Below are 15,824 nucleotides of genomic sequence, written 5' to 3'. Positions count from 1 at the left end.
GGCGAGGCTCCGATGACCCACGCGAAACTGTTCAGGCGCATTGCGGTCATCGTGCTCGGCCTGGCGCTGACTGCGGGCGGCTATGCCCAACAAGCGCACCCTACATCGAAAGCAGCAGCGAAGCCGGTCGCGAAGAACGTTGCGCCCGCATTCAAGCCGGGCCTCGAGCCACACGCCGTCGATATTCTCAAGCAAGCGTGTGCCCGTCTCGCTGCCGCCCACTCGATGTCGTTCACCGCCGTCGTCTCGTATGAAAGCCCCAGTCGTCTCGGTCTCCCGCTCGTCTACTCCACCCGATCGGAGGTCACGATGCAGCGGCCCGACAAGCTCAAGGTCGTCACGCTCGGCGACGGGCCGCCTTCCGACTTCTACTACGACGGCAAGACCATGACGGCCTACGCGCCCGTGGAGAAACTCGTCGCCGTCGCCGATGCGCCGCCCACCATCGACGCTGCGCTGCAGGCCGCCTTCGTTTCCGGTGCGATCTATTTTCCGTTCAGCGATGTGATCGTCGCGGATCCGTACAAAGACATCGCCGACGGTTTGACGACCGCTTTCTACATCGGTCAATCGAATGTGGTTGCCGGCACGACCACGGACATGGTGGCGTACGTCACCAACGGTGTGTTCATCCAGATATGGATCGGCGCAGAAGACAAGCTGCCGCGCCGCATTTACGCCATCTACCTCAACGATCGGGCGCAACTGCGTCATGTGCTGGAATTGTCGAACTGGCAGTTGGATATCGCTGTGCCGGCTGACGCTTTTACCGCCGCGGATGCGAGCGGCGCGGCGCGCATCGCTTTTGCGCGTCCGGACGCCACGGATGCACCGGGCATGAAGCCGCCTCCGAAGGTCCTGCATCAAAAAACCCAGTGAGGAGACGCACATGAAAAACGACGTCATCCGTCTGGTGGCTCTGCTCATCCCGGCGCTCGTCCCGGCGCATGTCGGCGCGTGGTCGCATGCGAATGCCTACGGGGGCGGCACCTATCACGCTCCCGGCTCGGGGTCGACGACGCGCACCGACTATGCCGGCGGCAGCGAAACGCACACCTATGGACAGGGCACGACCGCGACGGGCCGCTATGGCGACACAGCCACCCATCAGGAAGGCTCGGGCCAGACAACCGCGACCAATCCGTACGGCGGGAGTGCGACCCACACGTACGGCCAGGGCACGTCTGCAAGTAATGGCTATGGCGGGAGCGCATACCATGCCACGGGATCCGGATACACGACCTACACCAGCGCCTCGGGGGCGACGGCTTACCACAGCGCCTACTATGGCGCGCAATACCCCGCCTACCATCCCCCGGTCACTGTGAACAATTACGGGTCCGGATGCTACAACTGCGGAGGTTGGTCCACTGCAGGCGCCGCCGCGGCGGGCGCAGTAGTCGGCGTCGCGGCCGGCGCTGCGATCGCCTCCGCCAACACAGCGGCGGCGACCTCGAATGCGTACAACGCCGGCGTGGCCGCCGGAGCGGCAGGCAGCGCGGGCAATGCAGGTTTCGCGATGGGGGCGATCTACGCAGTGCTGCCCGCAGGCTGTATCTCGCCGAGCGTTCACGGCGCGACCTACTATCTGTGCGGTAATACGTGGTTCCAACCCGCGTACGGCGCCAACGGGGTTTATTACCGCGTCGTGCCAGCGCCGTGACACTGCAGGGCGCTCAGCAGCCGCAAAGCGCCTCCCCCGTGTTCATGCTGAGTCGGCAAGCATCGAGTGACGACAGTCCGCCGCGGCGCACCGACACGCGTACTGCGCCCGAACGTTTTCATCCAGAGGATCGTCAGTAGCCAGCAAATATTCAATAAACAGTTCTTCACCGGCCTCGATAGGCCGGAGCGCGTGGATGAAAATGCGATCGCCGTCTTCAATGGTTTCGCAGTTTGGCGCGCATGCGTGGTTGAGCCACCGAGCGCTATTGCCGCCGCGGCTGCCGTCGATCACGCGCCCATCCGACAGGCCAAACAGGAACGTGTGTCCTGCCACGCCTTCACGCCGGTGTCGGCGAACGGCATCGCGCCACTCGGTGATTTCACCCTTGTATTCAAGCACGCGCTCGCCCGCTGCAAGCGGTCGCATCGCAAACACGCCCTTACCGTGAACTGAAGACCGCCGGACGATCACACGCCGCATGTTGTTCCCTCGACTGATATTCGCATCAGTATAGAAGCGTCAAATTTCCGCATCCACTGTTTCGTGCGTGAGCACCGTAGCCAGTTCGGCGCCGGGTCGCCGGGTTGCGGCCGATCCGCGCAGCGCGTGCGCCCGTCGAAAACGACCCGAAACCGATGAGCTGGACGGTGTCCCGCGCACGATTGTAATGTTTGCGTTAGAGGACAAGGTCCGGCACCTGCCGCTTCGCTTTGAGCGTCTGAGCCCGGTCTCTTACGCATTCAAGACCCTCGCCTACACGATGATCGACCTGCAACACCACTGCCGATGACCCGCGCTGGTTCGAACACCATCACGATGGCGCACCGCGCCATTAAGTATCACGGCCATTTAATCTGCAATCCGTACGATACATCGACAAAAACAGCGCTAGTGATCGCGCTTTTCAAAATTCCAGAACCGCTCCTGCGCGCCCGCGCTAACTCGCCTCTTCACATCCCGCTTGCGCCTGAGTGAAACCCGCAACCAGTTGCAGGTGCGGCTCGAATTGCCGACTTGTAAGTCGAGCCGGCATGGACATCGACGGCCTTACAAAGCTGCCATTTACATGACGTGTAACTTAAGTTGTGCTTTCCATATGCTTCACGTCGAAAACGTTTTGTTTTCTCATCATCCATTTCAACTTTCCCAGCGAAGAATCGGTAAACATCACGTAACGGAAAACCGATCCTACTCCCCTACAATCCGCACTCAACGTAGTCCGGGAGCGCCACATGTCATCGCCAGTCGCATTAGAGATTCATTCTCTGAACTCGTTTGAACTGACCGCGGACGGCCAATACCTGATGTTCAAAGGCAACCAGCCCGAAGTGATTGCCTTGCATTACTCGGTCATGCACGAACTCCTGGCAGCGCTTTCCAATGCTATCGGCTGGTCACAACGTGTTCGCCGGAAAAAGGACGACATGAAATTCGCCATGCCGTGCGAGGCATGGGCGATCGGCGGAGACAAAGACGAATCCACTCATCTGGTCCTGACATTTCGTCTGCCAGGTGGTGCCGAACTGTCGTTTCGAATGCATCGCTCTGAAGCGCGCCACATGACTGAAGTGCTTTCGCTCGTGACGGGGCTTACCAGAGTAAAGGACGCATCTTGCAGCAAACTTCAATAGTGCGTCTCGCACTTACACCCCGTTGACCCTCGCTGCGCAAGGCAGGCGTAAGCCCAAGATGCGTCTGCGCCCTCCCTTTTGTGCATCCCTCCTGTCTGTATGAACTTTGAAACGCTATTGACCCGCAGCGCCCGGGCGCTAACATTTACTGGCCTGAGCGTGACAGCAGCGTCGGGTTTCGCCGCAGACTCGTTCGTGGTGCGCGATATCCGGCTCGAAGGCTTGCAACGCATCGAGCCCAATACGGTTTTCTCGTATCTGCCCATCAAGCAGGGCGATACGTTCACCGCTCAGAAGGCGTCGGACGCAATCCGCGCGCTCTATGCCACGGGCTTCTTCAACGACGTCGAGATTTCGACCGAAGGCGACGTCGTCGTCGTGCAGTTGCAGGAGCGTCCGGCGGTCGGCACGATCGACTTCGCCGGCATCCACGAATTCGACAAGGACAACCTGACCAAGGCTTTGAACGCAGTGGGGCTGTCGCTGGGCCGCTACTATGACAAGGCGCTCGTCGATCGCGCGCAGCAGGAGCTCAAGCGGCAATACCTGACGCGCGGTTACTACGCGGCTGAAGTGACGACCACCGTCACGCCGATCGATCGCAATCGCGTGGGTCTTCTGTTCTCGGTCATCGAGGGTCCGAGCGCGAAGATCCGCCAGGTCAACTTTATCGGCAACAAGGTCTTTAGCGACCGCGAACTGCACGATGAAATGGAGTTGTCCACGCCAAACTGGTTCTCGTGGTACACGAAGAACGACCTGTATTCGAAAGACAAGCTCGCCGACGACCTCGAGAAGATCCGCTCGTACTACCTGGACCGCGGCTACCTCGAGTTCAACATCGAATCGACCCAGGTGTCGCTGTCGCCCGACAAGAAGGACATGTATCTGACGCTCGTGATTCACGAGGGCGAGCCTTACACGATCTCCGGCATCCGTCTGGCAGGTAACCTGCTGAATCGCGAGGCTGAGCTTTCGAAGCTCGTCAAGATCAAAGCAGGTGATCGTTTCTCGGCTCAAAAGCTGAAGGACGCCACCAAGGCCGTCGTCGACAAGCTCGGCGAGTACGGCTATGCGTTCGCCACCGTCAACGCGCAACCGCAGATCGATCAGGAACACCACACGGTCGACCTGACGCTGCAAGTGGACCCGAGCCGCCGCGTCTATGTGCGCTCGATCAACGTCACTGGCAACACACGCACGCGTGACGAAGTGATCCGCCGCGAAATGCGTCAGATGGAAAGCTCGTGGTTCGACTCGAACCGCCTTGCGCTGTCGAAGGACCGTATCAACCGGCTTGGCTACTTCACCGATGTCGACGTGACGACCGTGCCAGTTGAAGGCACACCAGACCAGGTCGACATCGACGTGAAGGTCACGGAAAAGCCGACTGGCACGATCTCGCTGGGTCTCGGTTACGGTTCCGGCGAAGGCCCGATCATTTCGGCGGGTGTGTCGCAAGACAACGTGTTCGGCTCGGGCACGAGCCTCGCGCTGAACGTGAATACCGCCACGACATTCCGTACGCTGACGGTCACGCAGGTCGACCCCTACTTCACGGTAGACGGCATCAAGCGCATTACCGACGTCTACTACCGGACAAGCGAGCCGCTGTATTACTCGAGCGCGACCGACACGAGCTTCCGTGTCATCACGATGGGCGCCGACCTGAAGTTCGGCATTCCGTTTTCCGAATCGGATATGGTGTACTTCGGCATGGGCATTGAACAGAACCGCCTGGACGTCGACGCGACCACGCCGAAAAGCTATATCGACTACGTCAACTCGTTCGGCCGTGTGTCGAATAACGTGCCGGTCACCGTGGGCTGGTCGCGCGATAACCGCGACAGCGCGCTGGTTCCGAGCCGCGGTTACTTCACGCAATTCAACGCCGAATACGGCACACCGCTCGCCCGGACCAACTACTACAAGACCGATGTGCAGGCCCAGTACTACTACTCCTTCGCGCGCGGTTTCGTGCTCGGCCTGAACTTCCAGGGCGGCTACGGTAATGGTCTCGGCGGCGATCCTTACCCGATCTTCAAGAACTACTATGCGGGCGGTATCGGGTCCGTGCGGGGCTATGAGCCGAGCTCGCTGGGTCCGCGCGATGCAACGACGGGCGACCCGATCGGCGGTTCGAAGATGATCGTCGGCAATCTGGAACTCACCTTCCCGCTGCCGGGCACGGGCTACGACCGCACGCTGCGCGTCTTCACTTTTGTCGATGGCGGTAACGTCTGGGGCACGGAAGGCAATAGCGTCGGCGCCAACGGCTTGCGCTACAGCTATGGTGCGGGTCTCGAATGGATTTCCCCGATTGGTCCGCTGAAGCTTGACCTGGGTCTGCCGATCGTGAAGCACGCCGGCGACCAGTACCAGAAATTCCAGTTCCAGATTGGGACTTCGTTCTAACGCCTGCAATCGCGCTGCCGATCATCGGGTGCAGCGGGAGTAAGCCCCGGTAGCAGACGTTGTAACTCAAGTAACGTGCGCTGAATCTAGACTGCATTCAATTCAGCGAGCGGTACTCGTTCATGACCTGGCAAGCGCTTCGCCAACCGTTGGAAGTGCGCCAATCGGATGCATCTATGTGGCAGGCAACCCAGCCAGTATCTCGTGTGGCCCTGATCCTTTCACCGGCAGTGGGTGACTCGCTGTTGATGATGACGGTTGCGCGAAATCTCCAGAAAAACGGTATCGCAACTACCGTGTTTGGCCAACATGCGCATGCTTTGCGCGGTTGGTTTCCAGGTATCGAAATACGGGCAGCGTTGCGCGAAGATCATCTTGCAGAGAAACTGCACTGCTTTGATACGGTCATCCAGATGCACGGCAATAGGCCGTTTGCCGGACTGGACCGTTTGCATCCTGGTGTGATCCTGCTCGATCACATCTGTCGCGCCCGTTCTTCAGAATCGATGGCAGACAGACTTGCACTATTCTGTCGCAATGAGCTCGGTCTGCTGAATGCCGGAAAAAGTAACGGCCTTACGCCGCCGCCAGGACTTCTGCATCGTAAATACCCGCTTCGCGTCGCCATTCACCCGACGGCAAGCACTGTGGACAAACGCTGGCTAGCGTCACGCTTCATTCAACTGGGCGTGGAGCTGCGCGACCAGGGTTTCAGCCCGCAATTTGTGGTTGCATCTCACGAGCGTGCGGACTGGAAGCACGTCGAGCGTTCAGGTATCTCACTGCCCGATCTGTCTTCGCTTGATCACGTCGCCGCGTGGCTTTTCGAGTGCGGGTGGTTCATCGGTAACGATTCAGGAATCGGCCATCTTGCGTCAAACCTGCAGATTCCGACCGTCTCATTGTTCATGCGCCGCGGCATCGCGCGTACGTGGCGCCCCGACTGGGGAACCGGACGGGTGTTGATTGGTGGCGCTTACCTGCCCACGGGACGTCTGAAGGAGCGCTACTGGAAATACCTGTTGTCCGTCGGCAAAGTGACCCAGGCATTCGAGCAACTACGCGCCAATCTCGCATGAATTCGCTACCCTTCCCCAGCATGACCGGAGACGGACCCAGACGTATTGCAGTGGTCATGTCGAACGCAATTGGCGACACCCTGGTGTTGATGGTGATCGTGCACAATCTTTTAAGAAACGGCATTGATGTCACGGTATTCGGGCGCCCAGCTCATGCATTGCGACACTGGTTCCCCGACGTCACGATTCAACCGTTGCCGGACGAGGCGGATACCCGGGCAAGGCTAGTGCCGTATCACACTGTTTTGCAGATGCATCGGAATCAGCCGATGCCACGCCTGACGGAAGCCCACCCTTGTGTCCTTGATCTGGATAAGGTCGTATTCGGGGACCGCTCGGGATGTATGGCCGAACGCTTCGCTGACTTTTGCCGTGACGAACTCGGGCTTTCGAATGTCGGTCTGTATAACGGAATGACGCCTCCGCCCACGCTACGACACCGCCAATACATTCGCCGGATCGCGATTCATCCCGAGGCCAGCACCGAAGACAAACGCTGGCTATCGCGACGCTTCGTGAAATTAGCCCACAATTTGCGTCGGCGCGGCTACGACGTGCACTTCGTGATTGCACCCCACGAACGCGAGCGCTGGCTCGAACTGGAAAGATGGGGCATCCCCGCGCCTGAATTTAACAACCCTCACGACCTGGCATGTTGGCTATACGAATCCGGCTGGTTTATCGGAAACGACTCCGGCGTCGGGCATCTCGCGTCAAGTCTCAGCATTCCGACGATCAGTCTGTTCCGGCGCCGCCGCGTATCTGAACGCTGGCGCCCGGCGTGGGGAACGGTCAACGTGGTTTTGCCCTGGCAATGGGTTCCCACCGCGCGGCTCAAGGAGAAATTCTGGCGTCAGACACTCACGTGCGCGCGAGTATTGTCGGCGTTTCAGCGCATGGTACGAGATGACGGCAACACAACGGAAAAACCCGGGTCAGGTCAGCTATAAAGCGATTCCCCGGCGCGAGGATTTGCAACCACTTACCGAAATTCAACTTACGTTACGCTCGATGACGCCAGAAACCAAAGCGGTGTTCTTGCATGCCGGATACAGAACGGCGGGCACGTGGCTATGGTCGTGCTTTCGCCACCTCAACGAAGTCACCGCCTACTATGAACCCTTGCACGAGATGTTGTCGACGATCGACTCGGTAAATCTGGCGACGAGTACGGCCGACAGTTGGCATTCGGGCCATCCGAAACTGGAGAAACCGTATTTCGCCGAATTCGCTCATCTGCTTGGACCTGGTGGACGGGGTATCCCCGGCTACGAGGAGCGCTTTTCAATCGATCGCTTCACGGGACAAACTCCGGACGGGGCTGACCGGCTTGAGGCCTATCTACGCGACCTGATCGGCGCGGCTCATGAGCAAGGCGGGGTGCCTGTCTTCAAGTTCTGTCGATCGCTAGGTCGACTGCAATGGTTCCGCAGCACCTTCCCGGACGCCGTACACATCGTGGTCGAGAAAAACCCGATTTCTCAGTGGCGCTCATGTTGGGATTTGCTCGCCAGGCACGGAAACCCGCATTTTGTGGCTGTGCCGTTTGCCGTTCTGGCATTGAACAAACATACGCCGATGGTTAGCAGGATGCTCGACGCACTACAGGTCGATCTGCCGGAGGTATCGCCGGGGCCTGGAGAAGAAACATTTGGACCAACCCTCGATTTTTTCAAGCAACATGCTGTGAATGTTGCGCCCGCCGCTGCGTATCGCGCTTTTCTTGGGCATTGGCTCCTTACGTTGCAGCATGCCGCAACCCACGCACATGCGATCTTTGATTGCGACCTCGCCGCCAGGTCGCCCGCTTATACGCAGGCCGCCGAACGCTGGGTAGCCGATCTAACGGGACTTGCGCCATCGTTCGCAAGCGCGCGTCAAGCGAGCGGGGACGATCGTCATTGTGGGTTCGACGCGTCGGAAGGATTGAAAATCCATCTTGAAGCCATGCATTTCGGCAAGGAGATGGTGCGCAGCGGCGCTGTCCATCCTGATACATTTTCGCTCTGGACTAGCAAACTCGCGCAGGCCACACAGGTATTGGCCTTCGGTGCACAGGCGAACTGGCCGCAGACGCAGGTTCCTCTTCATCGGGCTACACGTATCGTGGATGTCGCGCTGATCGACGGCGCGGGGTTTGACACAGTGCTGGCAGGCGAACTTGCGGCAACGCGGGCGGCTTTAGGAGAAGTGAGGCAACAACTTGCCCGGCTGCAGCGTTCGCCGTTCTGGCGCCTGACGGAGTCGGTACGTCGGTTGTGCTCGCCGAAACGTTCCGCGAATTCTGCCCACGACGGATGACGGGAGCGAGCACACCATGACCGGATCGCTCACCTACGACGGCTTCTGATCGGCGCGGCCAGACTGGCCGGGATGATCTGATCGCCCGGCAGTGTCCATTGCAACGCGGCACGCCAGAAAACTTGCAAAAGTCGACGATTGGCTCGACAACTATTGTTGGCGCACAAAAAAGTCCGTACCCGGAACTCAAGCGGGTGTGGACTTCTGAAGGTATTGTCAAGTTGTAGAACGCAACGCGCTCGAACGCACCGTATGTAAATATGCCTAATTTAAGCGGCGAGTCGCTCCAGCAACGGAGCGCCCGTCACGCTTTCCCACGCCTCGAAGGCCTGGGTGCGTAGCGTCCGCTTTTGCCCTGCGTCAGTGTGGTAACGGCAATGCATGAAGAGATTGGCAATCTGGTCGTGGACCGAAGCGAACGTTGCACGTGACGCGCTGATTTGCAGCGGCGCATCACCTTCTCGCGCACCCGTGTCGGCTGGTGCGAGTTTTCCGCCCGGTTGTTCAGCCCCTTGTGTTGGCGATGTTCGACATTGAGCCCCAGATCCCGGTTCGCCGCCGCGTAGCTCCTGAGCTTGTCGGTGACAAGTACACGCGGCGCGCACCCACGTTTCCTGAGCAGCTTGCGCATCAGGCGCCGGGCCGCGTGCCGGTCGCGCCGGCTTTGCACCAGCACGTCGAGCGCCGCGCCATGCTGGTCCATCGCACGCCACAGCCAGTGCTTCCTGCCATTGATCGAGACGACCATTTCATCGAGGTGCCACTTGTCGCCTCGCGCCAGAGCGGTGGACCGGATACGCCGGGCAATGCCCAGCCCGAACTTTACCGACCAGCGTCGCACTGTCTCGTAGGTCAGATCGATGCCACGGGCGCCCAGTAGTTCCTCGACCATGCGCAGGCTTAGCGGAAAACGGTAGTACAGCCAAACCGCGTAGCTGATCACATCGGGCGGAAACCGGTAGCCGGCGTAGGAAATGGTGTCGGTGGCCGGCGCTCGCTGCGGCAAAGTGGTTCGTTTCATGCCCGCAATTGTCGCCGCGTCTGCCTCAACCCGCCATCAACGTGACAATACCGAAATCGAAGCTGTGCGCGACATAGACCGAACCGTTGCGCAAGGCAACGCGCAGCGCGAAAAGTGTCGCCCATTCGTGATCTGCACTCAAATCACGGGGATGCCCAATCGCGCGACGAACGTTGCTCGCTATCCGCCGGTCAGCCCTCACTCGGGCTGCGGCGCACCGCCGCGGGGGCGCCGCAAAACCGGTTCAGGCAGTTTTCCAGGATTCGGGATATATCGTTGTCATAGCGGTTATGGGACAGACTGCCCAGAAAGCTGATGGACCCCACCGCGAACAGGCCTCCGCCATTGGGTGAGACACCGTAAATCATGTGCGCCCGCATACCTTCGTATTCGCGTGCCGGGTCGGCTGGCAGAAGCCACGTCAGAATTTCTTCGGGCGCTATCTTGAACGTTGGGCCGTGCGCCTCGGAGACGGCTATGATCGATACGTAGTCAGGCGTACCCAACTGAATCGATGCCTGATCCAGCTCAAATCCAGCCGCACCGCCGCCAGACAGTCCGAAATCGCCGAGCCGCTCACCTGGGCCGGCCGCCACGCCCTCGAATAGCCAGGCAAGGTCGTGGCGGAACGATGCCGGCGTGCGAGTGTAGTAGCTCCCTTCAAACGCGCCCTGCACGGTGAACCCTACGCCAGCGACGCTCTGTGGCGGGATGCCGTTACGCCGCCAGAGTCCGCCATATTCGCCATCGAGCTGGTTATAGTACTCGCCAGGTTCGCTGGCCCATGGGCGAAGGCCGCCTTCAGCGCGCCGGATTTCAATCGCGTGAGGTAGCTCAGGAGTGCGTGCAATCTTCCAGTAGAAACCGTTACCGCCCAAATACATTAAATTACCGCCCGCGGCCCGGTAGCTCAGTACCGCCTCAAGCATGCGGCGGGTGTAATACTCCGGATGCGAACCAGTCAGAACGACGTCATAACCGGCGAGCGCCGCCACACCTTGATCATCGAGATCCTCGTCGGTGATGACGTCGAAAGCGTATCCTTTTTCATGCAGCCAGTCAGTCAGGTGCGAATCGGCCGGAAAATGGCGCATGCCCGACCCGCGCTCGTCGCAGAAGGTCATGAATCCAGGGCGCATGGTCAGAATTGGACGCAGGCGCGAGGAGATGCTGATGCCGGAGCCATCGGGGTGACGGTTATAGGTGGATGCGCCATAGGCGGTGAAGACGTCGGGGTGGTTGGGGTAAGCGTTCCACTGTTCGACGCGGTCCGCCAACGCCCCGGCGAAGTTGCCGCGGACATAATTGGCGTAGGCCACGTATGTCAGCGTCGGGGCCAGAAACAGAATCCGTGCGCGCGGCCCGGCAGGGCCAGGTGTTACATAAAAGGGGATGGTATCGGCGCCGATACCGTTACGCACCGTCAGCCCGTATACGCCGGATGGCGTCCCTTCCGGAATACGTAGCTCGACGCTGGTTTTCCATTCGCAGTCGAGCAGGTCATCGGCGTGAAAATAGATGGCGGCGTATTCGTCGGGAGCTGTTTTCCAGTCCATATGAAGGCCCGTCCACTTTGACGAGCGCACCCCACGCCCTGGCAAATTGACCAACGCCAGCCGTCGTGAATTGTCCACGCTGTCAGGTACCCATTGCTGATCGATGAACTGGGAGAAATCCCAGCGCGCGATTGCGCGCAGCGCAGCAGTGCAGCCGCCGGAAGATTCGTCATCCGCCACGAACAAAGCCGGTGCTTCGAGCAGGCCATTGAAGGCGTGTTCTGGATGACCCCGCCAAATCGCGGCCAGGCATATACGGTCGACGGAGGCATCCGTTGCGCAGTTGTGCATGGCAACCCGCAGTTGTGCAGTGCGCGGAGCTTCACGAAGGCCGGCCTGACTGGCCTCTATCGACGCGTTCTGCTGTTCGTCCAGTACGATGCGCAACCGAGTCCAGCGCCGCAAAGGTATGTCGAGGCCGGTTGCGATGTCCACGCCTATTGACTGGCTAGCGAGACCCTGGAAGATGAGTTGTCCACCGCGCAGCCCGATGGCCAATCCCCGCGACCCGCTTTCGTTCTGCAAAGACAGCAGGGTTTGCATCTGATCACTTATCAGGGTCGGCTGCACAATCAACTCGACTACGAGTTGTTGCACCCCATCGAGCGACGGCAATGGACCCACAGCGCAGGAGCCCGAAAATACCGGCTGTTCGGAGCCCGCATAGTGGGCTTGCAGTGCGAAATCCACTGGCACGAGCTTCATTCGGGGCCCTTCCGGATTCGGATCGCAACAGTCGATACGCGCGACGGCGGCACTGAAGTCGCGGTCGCCCTGCGAGCTGATCTTGAAGGACAAAGTGTCCCCAGGCCTCCCGCTAAAAGGCGTGACGTAGCCGATAATAGCGGGCAAATTATTCAGATTCGAGTCCATGCCTTACTCATTGACCATGTTTGCAGGGACGGTGTAAGGCTCGGTAGATGGCATGCGCTCGCGCCTTAGCACGTGGCCCGGCCGTGCTCCGCTTGGGCCGCCGTCACGCCACACAACGACGCCGTTGACAAGCACTATATGAATGCCTTTGGCCGGCGCAATCGGTTTGGCAAATGACGCTGCATCATCAACCGTTTCTGGATTAAAAATGGTCAGGTCAGCGAAGGCGCCCTCCTGCACCACACCACGGCCTGCGAGCCCAAAATTCCTGGCTGTCAGTCCGGTCATCTTATGGATGGCGGTCTCAAGGGAAAACAGGCCCAATGACCGTCCGTAGTGTCCGAGAACACGCGGAAAACTTCCCCAAAGACGCGGGTGCGGAGACTCGTCGTGCGGCAAACCATCGGAGCCGATCATGGTCTGGTCGAACGCCAGAATGCGCTGCACATCCCGCTCGTCCATCATGTGGTAAACCGCGCCGGCTGGCAGCAGACGGTCGATCACTTCCTCCTGCGTACCACCGAGCTCCGCAACGATGTCCGTCAGATCCGTGCCGGCGTATTGGGGCAGACTTTTAGACCATGTGACGGTCACTCGGGTCGCGTTGCGTGCGCGATGTGCGGACAAAATGGTCGAAGACGCCGGATATGGATAGCAATCCAGACAAATTTCCTGCTTTTCCATGTTCTCGGCAATTAGCTTCAGTGTTTCAGCGGAGCGCCCGTAATTTTTGATACCGACCACCTTATGATGCGAGATAACGACTGGTACCCCAACTTCGCGGCCGATGCGAAAAGTTTCAAGCAGTGACTCCATGACCTGATCCCCCTCGTTCCGCATGTGCGTGCAATACACCCCGCCGTACTCGCGCAGCGGCTGGCATATTTCAATCACCTCTTCCGTGGGTGACGCTATCGAAGGTTCGTAGAACAATCCTGTTGACACGCCAATCGCGCCGGCGCGCATGGCTTCGTCGACCAGCGCGCGCATGGAAGCAATTTCATCTGGATTTGCCGGTATGGAGAGATCGTCCATGGTAGCGACACGCAAGGTCGAGTGACCGACCAGCATGGCGCAATTCGTCGCAGCGGGCTGAGCACGCAACGCATCCAGATATTCAGCAAAGCTGGCGAACCGAAACCACGATCCGCTTTCATCAAGCAGGTTAAGCGGCGGCGTGACCGGATCGGGAATCGGCCGCGGCATCGGTGCCAGCGAAACGCCGCAATTGCCGCCCACCACGGTAGTGATGCCCTGGCTGACTTTTGGCACCATATCGCCCCCGGATAGCATCAGGCGGTCATCGTGCGTATGCGCATCGATAAAGCCTGGTGCAACCGCAAGGCCCGACGCGTCGATCTCTGTTGTTGCGCTGGCCCCATGCAAATTGCCGATGCGCACAATACGATCGCCTCTGATACCCACATCACCGTCATAGCGGGCGGCGCCCGTCCCGTCGACAATGACCCCATTGCGGATCACGACATCGTAACAATCACTCATCAGGATTCCTTTGTATTGAATTTATCAATCGGTCTATACAGTGGGCATGCCGCAATGCCTGTCTTCATGAACGCGTGACGACGATCGGTCAAGCCGCCGCCGGGCAGAAGTTCTGGAAATCCCACTTGCGTCCCGGTGCGGCGTCGATGAGCGCGCGAGTGTATTCGTGTTGCGGATCGCTCAGAACCGAGACCGCATCGCCGGCTTCGACCACTTCGCCGCGCCGCATGACGACGATGGTGTTGCAGATCTGGGCCGCCACGCGCAAGTCATGGGTGATGAACAGGATCGCCACCCCGGTGCGCTGCCGGATATCCTCGAGCAATGTCAATACCTGGGCCTGCACCGAAACGTCCAGTGCAGAAACCGCTTCGTCGGCAACCAGCACATCGGGCTCCATCACCACGGCCCGCGCAATGCACAGGCGCTGGCGCTGCCCGCCCGAGAATTGGTGCGGGTAGCGCTGCATCACGTCCGCAGTGAGCCCCACCAGGCTCAGGGCATGGGCCGCGGTCTCCAACGCCTTGGCGCGCGGCGTACCGAAATTGACCAGTCCTTCAATCAGCGAATCACCCACGCTACGGCGAGGGTTGAGCGAGCGGTAGGGGTCCTGAAACACGAACTGCACGCGTTGGCGCAGCGGCCGCATCCGGCTGGCGGGTACGCGGGTCAGGTCGATCCCATTGAGCAGCACGGCGCCATCGCTGGGTTCGATTAGCTTAACCACGCACCGCGCCACCGTGGACTTGCCGGAACCGGATTCACCGACCACCCCCAGCACTTCGCCGCGCCGCAGCGCGAAAGTAACGCCTTTGACGGCAGTCACTTTACGAGACGCGCCCAGCAGGCGCTTTTCCTCATAGACCTTTCCCAGACTAACCACTTCTAGCATGTTCTCGGCATTCGGTAGTGCGCGGTGTCGGGGGATCAGGCTGGGGACCGAGGACACCAGCATGCGCGTGTACTCGTGACCTGGATTGACTAATATGCGCTCGCGGCTGCCGGTTTCCACCAGCGCGCCACGATTCAACACCACGATGCGGTCGGCGATGTCCGAAACCACCCCGAAGTCATGGGTGATGAACACCACGGCCGTTTTCTGGTATTGCTGCAGCTCGCGAATCAGGGCGAGAATCTGCTTTTGCGTGGTGACGTCCAGCGCGGTGGTCGGTTCGTCGCAGATCAAGAGGCGCGGTTTGAGGATAAGCGCCATGGCGATTACGATGCGCTGGCGCTGTCCGCCGGACAACTGGTGAGGGAAGCAATCGTAGATGCGCTCGATGTCGGGCAGGTGCACGGACTTCAGCATGGCCAGCACCTGAACCCGGCGCTCGCTGGGCGAGGCGCGCGTGTGCAGGCGCAGCACGTCATCGATCTGGTGTCCCACGCGCTGAACCGGGTTGAGCGCGGTCATTGGCTCCTGGAATACCATGGCCACACGCGAGGCACGTAGCTCGCGCATGCGCGCCTCACCGGCGCTCAGTACGTCCTCGCCATCAATCAGAATGTGGCCGGCCGTCGGTGTCAGGACCCCCTTGGGCAAAAGGCCCATGATTGCAAAGGAGGTGACCGATTTGCCGGAACCGGATTCGCCAACGACGCACACGGTCTCGCCCTCCTCCACGTCAAACGAGATATCGCGAACCACGGGCAACCGCGCGGCACCCTGGCCAGCGTGGATAGTCAGTTTCTGTACTGAGAGCACCGGACGGACACCTTTCGCATGTGCTGCGCTGGATGACCCAAGTGGCAATGGAGCAGGAGACGTCGTCATTGATT

11 protein-coding genes and 2 pseudogenes are annotated in these 15,824 nt (G+C 59.9%); 7 read left to right on the top strand and 6 right to left on the bottom strand.

Annotation, left to right across the window (positions count from 1 at the left end):
* The first annotated feature begins 12 nt into the window (after window positions 1-12).
* Together HHL24_RS29615 and HHL24_RS29610 are read left to right on the top strand one after the other, a co-directional pair.
* A complete protein-coding gene (locus HHL24_RS29615; protein ID WP_169488886.1) occupies window positions 13-879 on the top strand; it encodes a DUF2092 domain-containing protein in 867 nt (288 codons plus the stop codon).
* A gap of 10 nt (window positions 880-889) precedes the next feature.
* Window positions 890-1,663 carry a hypothetical protein gene (locus HHL24_RS29610; RefSeq protein ID WP_169488885.1) on the top strand — a complete coding sequence of 258 codons (774 nt, stop codon included), beginning with the start codon at window positions 890-892 and terminating at the stop codon, window positions 1,661-1,663.
* A 42-nt stretch (window positions 1,664-1,705) separates the two neighbouring features.
* Here HHL24_RS29610 and HHL24_RS29605 read toward each other — a convergent pair whose 3' ends face one another.
* Together HHL24_RS29605 and HHL24_RS29600 are read right to left on the bottom strand one after the other, a co-directional pair.
* The gene (locus tag HHL24_RS29605; protein ID WP_169488884.1) at window positions 1,706-2,146 is read right to left on the bottom strand and encodes an SET domain-containing protein; all 441 of its coding nucleotides are present in this window, start codon (window positions 2,144-2,146) and stop codon (window positions 1,706-1,708) included.
* Between the two features lie 94 nt (window positions 2,147-2,240).
* Window positions 2,241-2,318 (bottom strand): annotated as a pseudogene (locus HHL24_RS29600) (HU family DNA-binding protein); the annotation flags it as partial.
* Between the two features lie 580 nt (window positions 2,319-2,898).
* Here HHL24_RS29600 and HHL24_RS29595 point away from each other — a divergent pair.
* The 5 genes from HHL24_RS29595 to HHL24_RS29575 all read left to right on the top strand — a co-directional run bounded on the left by HHL24_RS29595 (window position 2,899) and on the right by HHL24_RS29575 (window position 9,092).
* The gene (locus tag HHL24_RS29595) at window positions 2,899-3,297 is read left to right on the top strand and encodes a hypothetical protein (RefSeq protein WP_169488883.1); all 399 of its coding nucleotides are present in this window, start codon (window positions 2,899-2,901) and stop codon (window positions 3,295-3,297) included.
* 99 nt (window positions 3,298-3,396) lie between these two features.
* A complete protein-coding gene (gene bamA, locus HHL24_RS29590; RefSeq protein ID WP_169488882.1) occupies window positions 3,397-5,712 on the top strand; it encodes an outer membrane protein assembly factor BamA in 2,316 nt (771 codons plus the stop codon).
* Between the two features lie 122 nt (window positions 5,713-5,834).
* A complete protein-coding gene (locus tag HHL24_RS29585; protein WP_230417619.1) occupies window positions 5,835-6,791 on the top strand; it encodes a glycosyltransferase family 9 protein in 957 nt (318 codons plus the stop codon).
* Between the two features lie 89 nt (window positions 6,792-6,880).
* Window positions 6,881-7,741: a glycosyltransferase family 9 protein gene (locus tag HHL24_RS29580; RefSeq protein WP_230417621.1), complete on the top strand. Its 861-nt coding sequence runs from the start codon at window positions 6,881-6,883 to the stop codon at window positions 7,739-7,741.
* A complete protein-coding gene (locus tag HHL24_RS29575; RefSeq protein WP_169488880.1) occupies window positions 7,698-9,092 on the top strand; it encodes a hypothetical protein in 1,395 nt (464 codons plus the stop codon). Before HHL24_RS29580 ends, HHL24_RS29575 begins: the two co-directional genes overlap by 44 nt.
* A 269-nt stretch (window positions 9,093-9,361) precedes the next feature.
* Here the strand turns inward: HHL24_RS29575 and HHL24_RS29570 are convergent.
* The 4 genes and pseudogenes from HHL24_RS29570 to HHL24_RS29555 form a co-directional block, all read right to left on the bottom strand.
* Window positions 9,362-10,113, bottom strand: a pseudogene (locus HHL24_RS29570) (IS6 family transposase).
* 191 nt (window positions 10,114-10,304) lie between these two features.
* The gene (locus HHL24_RS29565) at window positions 10,305-12,542 is read right to left on the bottom strand and encodes a N,N-dimethylformamidase beta subunit family domain-containing protein (RefSeq protein WP_169488879.1); all 2,238 of its coding nucleotides are present in this window, start codon (window positions 12,540-12,542) and stop codon (window positions 10,305-10,307) included.
* A gap of 3 nt (window positions 12,543-12,545) precedes the next feature.
* Window positions 12,546-14,045, bottom strand: coding sequence for an N-acyl-D-amino-acid deacylase family protein (locus HHL24_RS29560; protein WP_169488878.1), 1,500 nt, complete (start codon window positions 14,043-14,045; stop codon window positions 12,546-12,548).
* An 88-nt stretch (window positions 14,046-14,133) separates the two neighbouring features.
* Complete coding sequence (locus tag HHL24_RS29555; protein WP_169488877.1) at window positions 14,134-15,819, bottom strand: dipeptide ABC transporter ATP-binding protein; 1,686 nt, start codon at window positions 15,817-15,819, stop codon at window positions 14,134-14,136.
* Window positions 15,820-15,824: the final 5 nt, after the last annotated feature.

This window comes from Paraburkholderia polaris, assembly GCF_012927345.1.
GTDB classification, from domain to species: Bacteria; Pseudomonadota; Gammaproteobacteria; order Burkholderiales; family Burkholderiaceae; genus Paraburkholderia; species Paraburkholderia polaris.
This window is presented reverse-complemented; position numbering and strand designations above follow the sequence as displayed.

What these genes read in the sequence shown, in the direction of transcription:
- HHL24_RS29615 (WP_169488886.1), top strand. Translation starts at nt 13, where the DNA reads ATGACCCACGCGAAACTGTTCAGGCGCATTGCGGTCATCGTGCTCGGC.
- HHL24_RS29610 (WP_169488885.1), top strand. Translation starts at nt 890, where the DNA reads ATGAAAAACGACGTCATCCGTCTGGTGGCTCTGCTCATCCCGGCGCTC.
- HHL24_RS29605 (WP_169488884.1), bottom strand. Translation starts at nt 2,146, where the DNA reads ATGCGGCGTGTGATCGTCCGGCGGTCTTCAGTTCACGGTAAGGGCGTG.
- HHL24_RS29595 (WP_169488883.1), top strand. Translation starts at nt 2,899, where the DNA reads ATGTCATCGCCAGTCGCATTAGAGATTCATTCTCTGAACTCGTTTGAA.
- bamA (WP_169488882.1), top strand. Translation starts at nt 3,397, where the DNA reads ATGAACTTTGAAACGCTATTGACCCGCAGCGCCCGGGCGCTAACATTT.
- HHL24_RS29585 (WP_230417619.1), top strand. Translation starts at nt 5,835, where the DNA reads ATGACCTGGCAAGCGCTTCGCCAACCGTTGGAAGTGCGCCAATCGGAT.
- HHL24_RS29580 (WP_230417621.1), top strand. Translation starts at nt 6,881, where the DNA reads ATGGTGATCGTGCACAATCTTTTAAGAAACGGCATTGATGTCACGGTA.
- HHL24_RS29575 (WP_169488880.1), top strand. Translation starts at nt 7,698, where the DNA reads ATGACGGCAACACAACGGAAAAACCCGGGTCAGGTCAGCTATAAAGCG.
- HHL24_RS29565 (WP_169488879.1), bottom strand. Translation starts at nt 12,542, where the DNA reads ATGGACTCGAATCTGAATAATTTGCCCGCTATTATCGGCTACGTCACG.
- HHL24_RS29560 (WP_169488878.1), bottom strand. Translation starts at nt 14,045, where the DNA reads ATGAGTGATTGTTACGATGTCGTGATCCGCAATGGGGTCATTGTCGAC.
- HHL24_RS29555 (WP_169488877.1), bottom strand. Translation starts at nt 15,819, where the DNA reads ATGACGACGTCTCCTGCTCCATTGCCACTTGGGTCATCCAGCGCAGCA.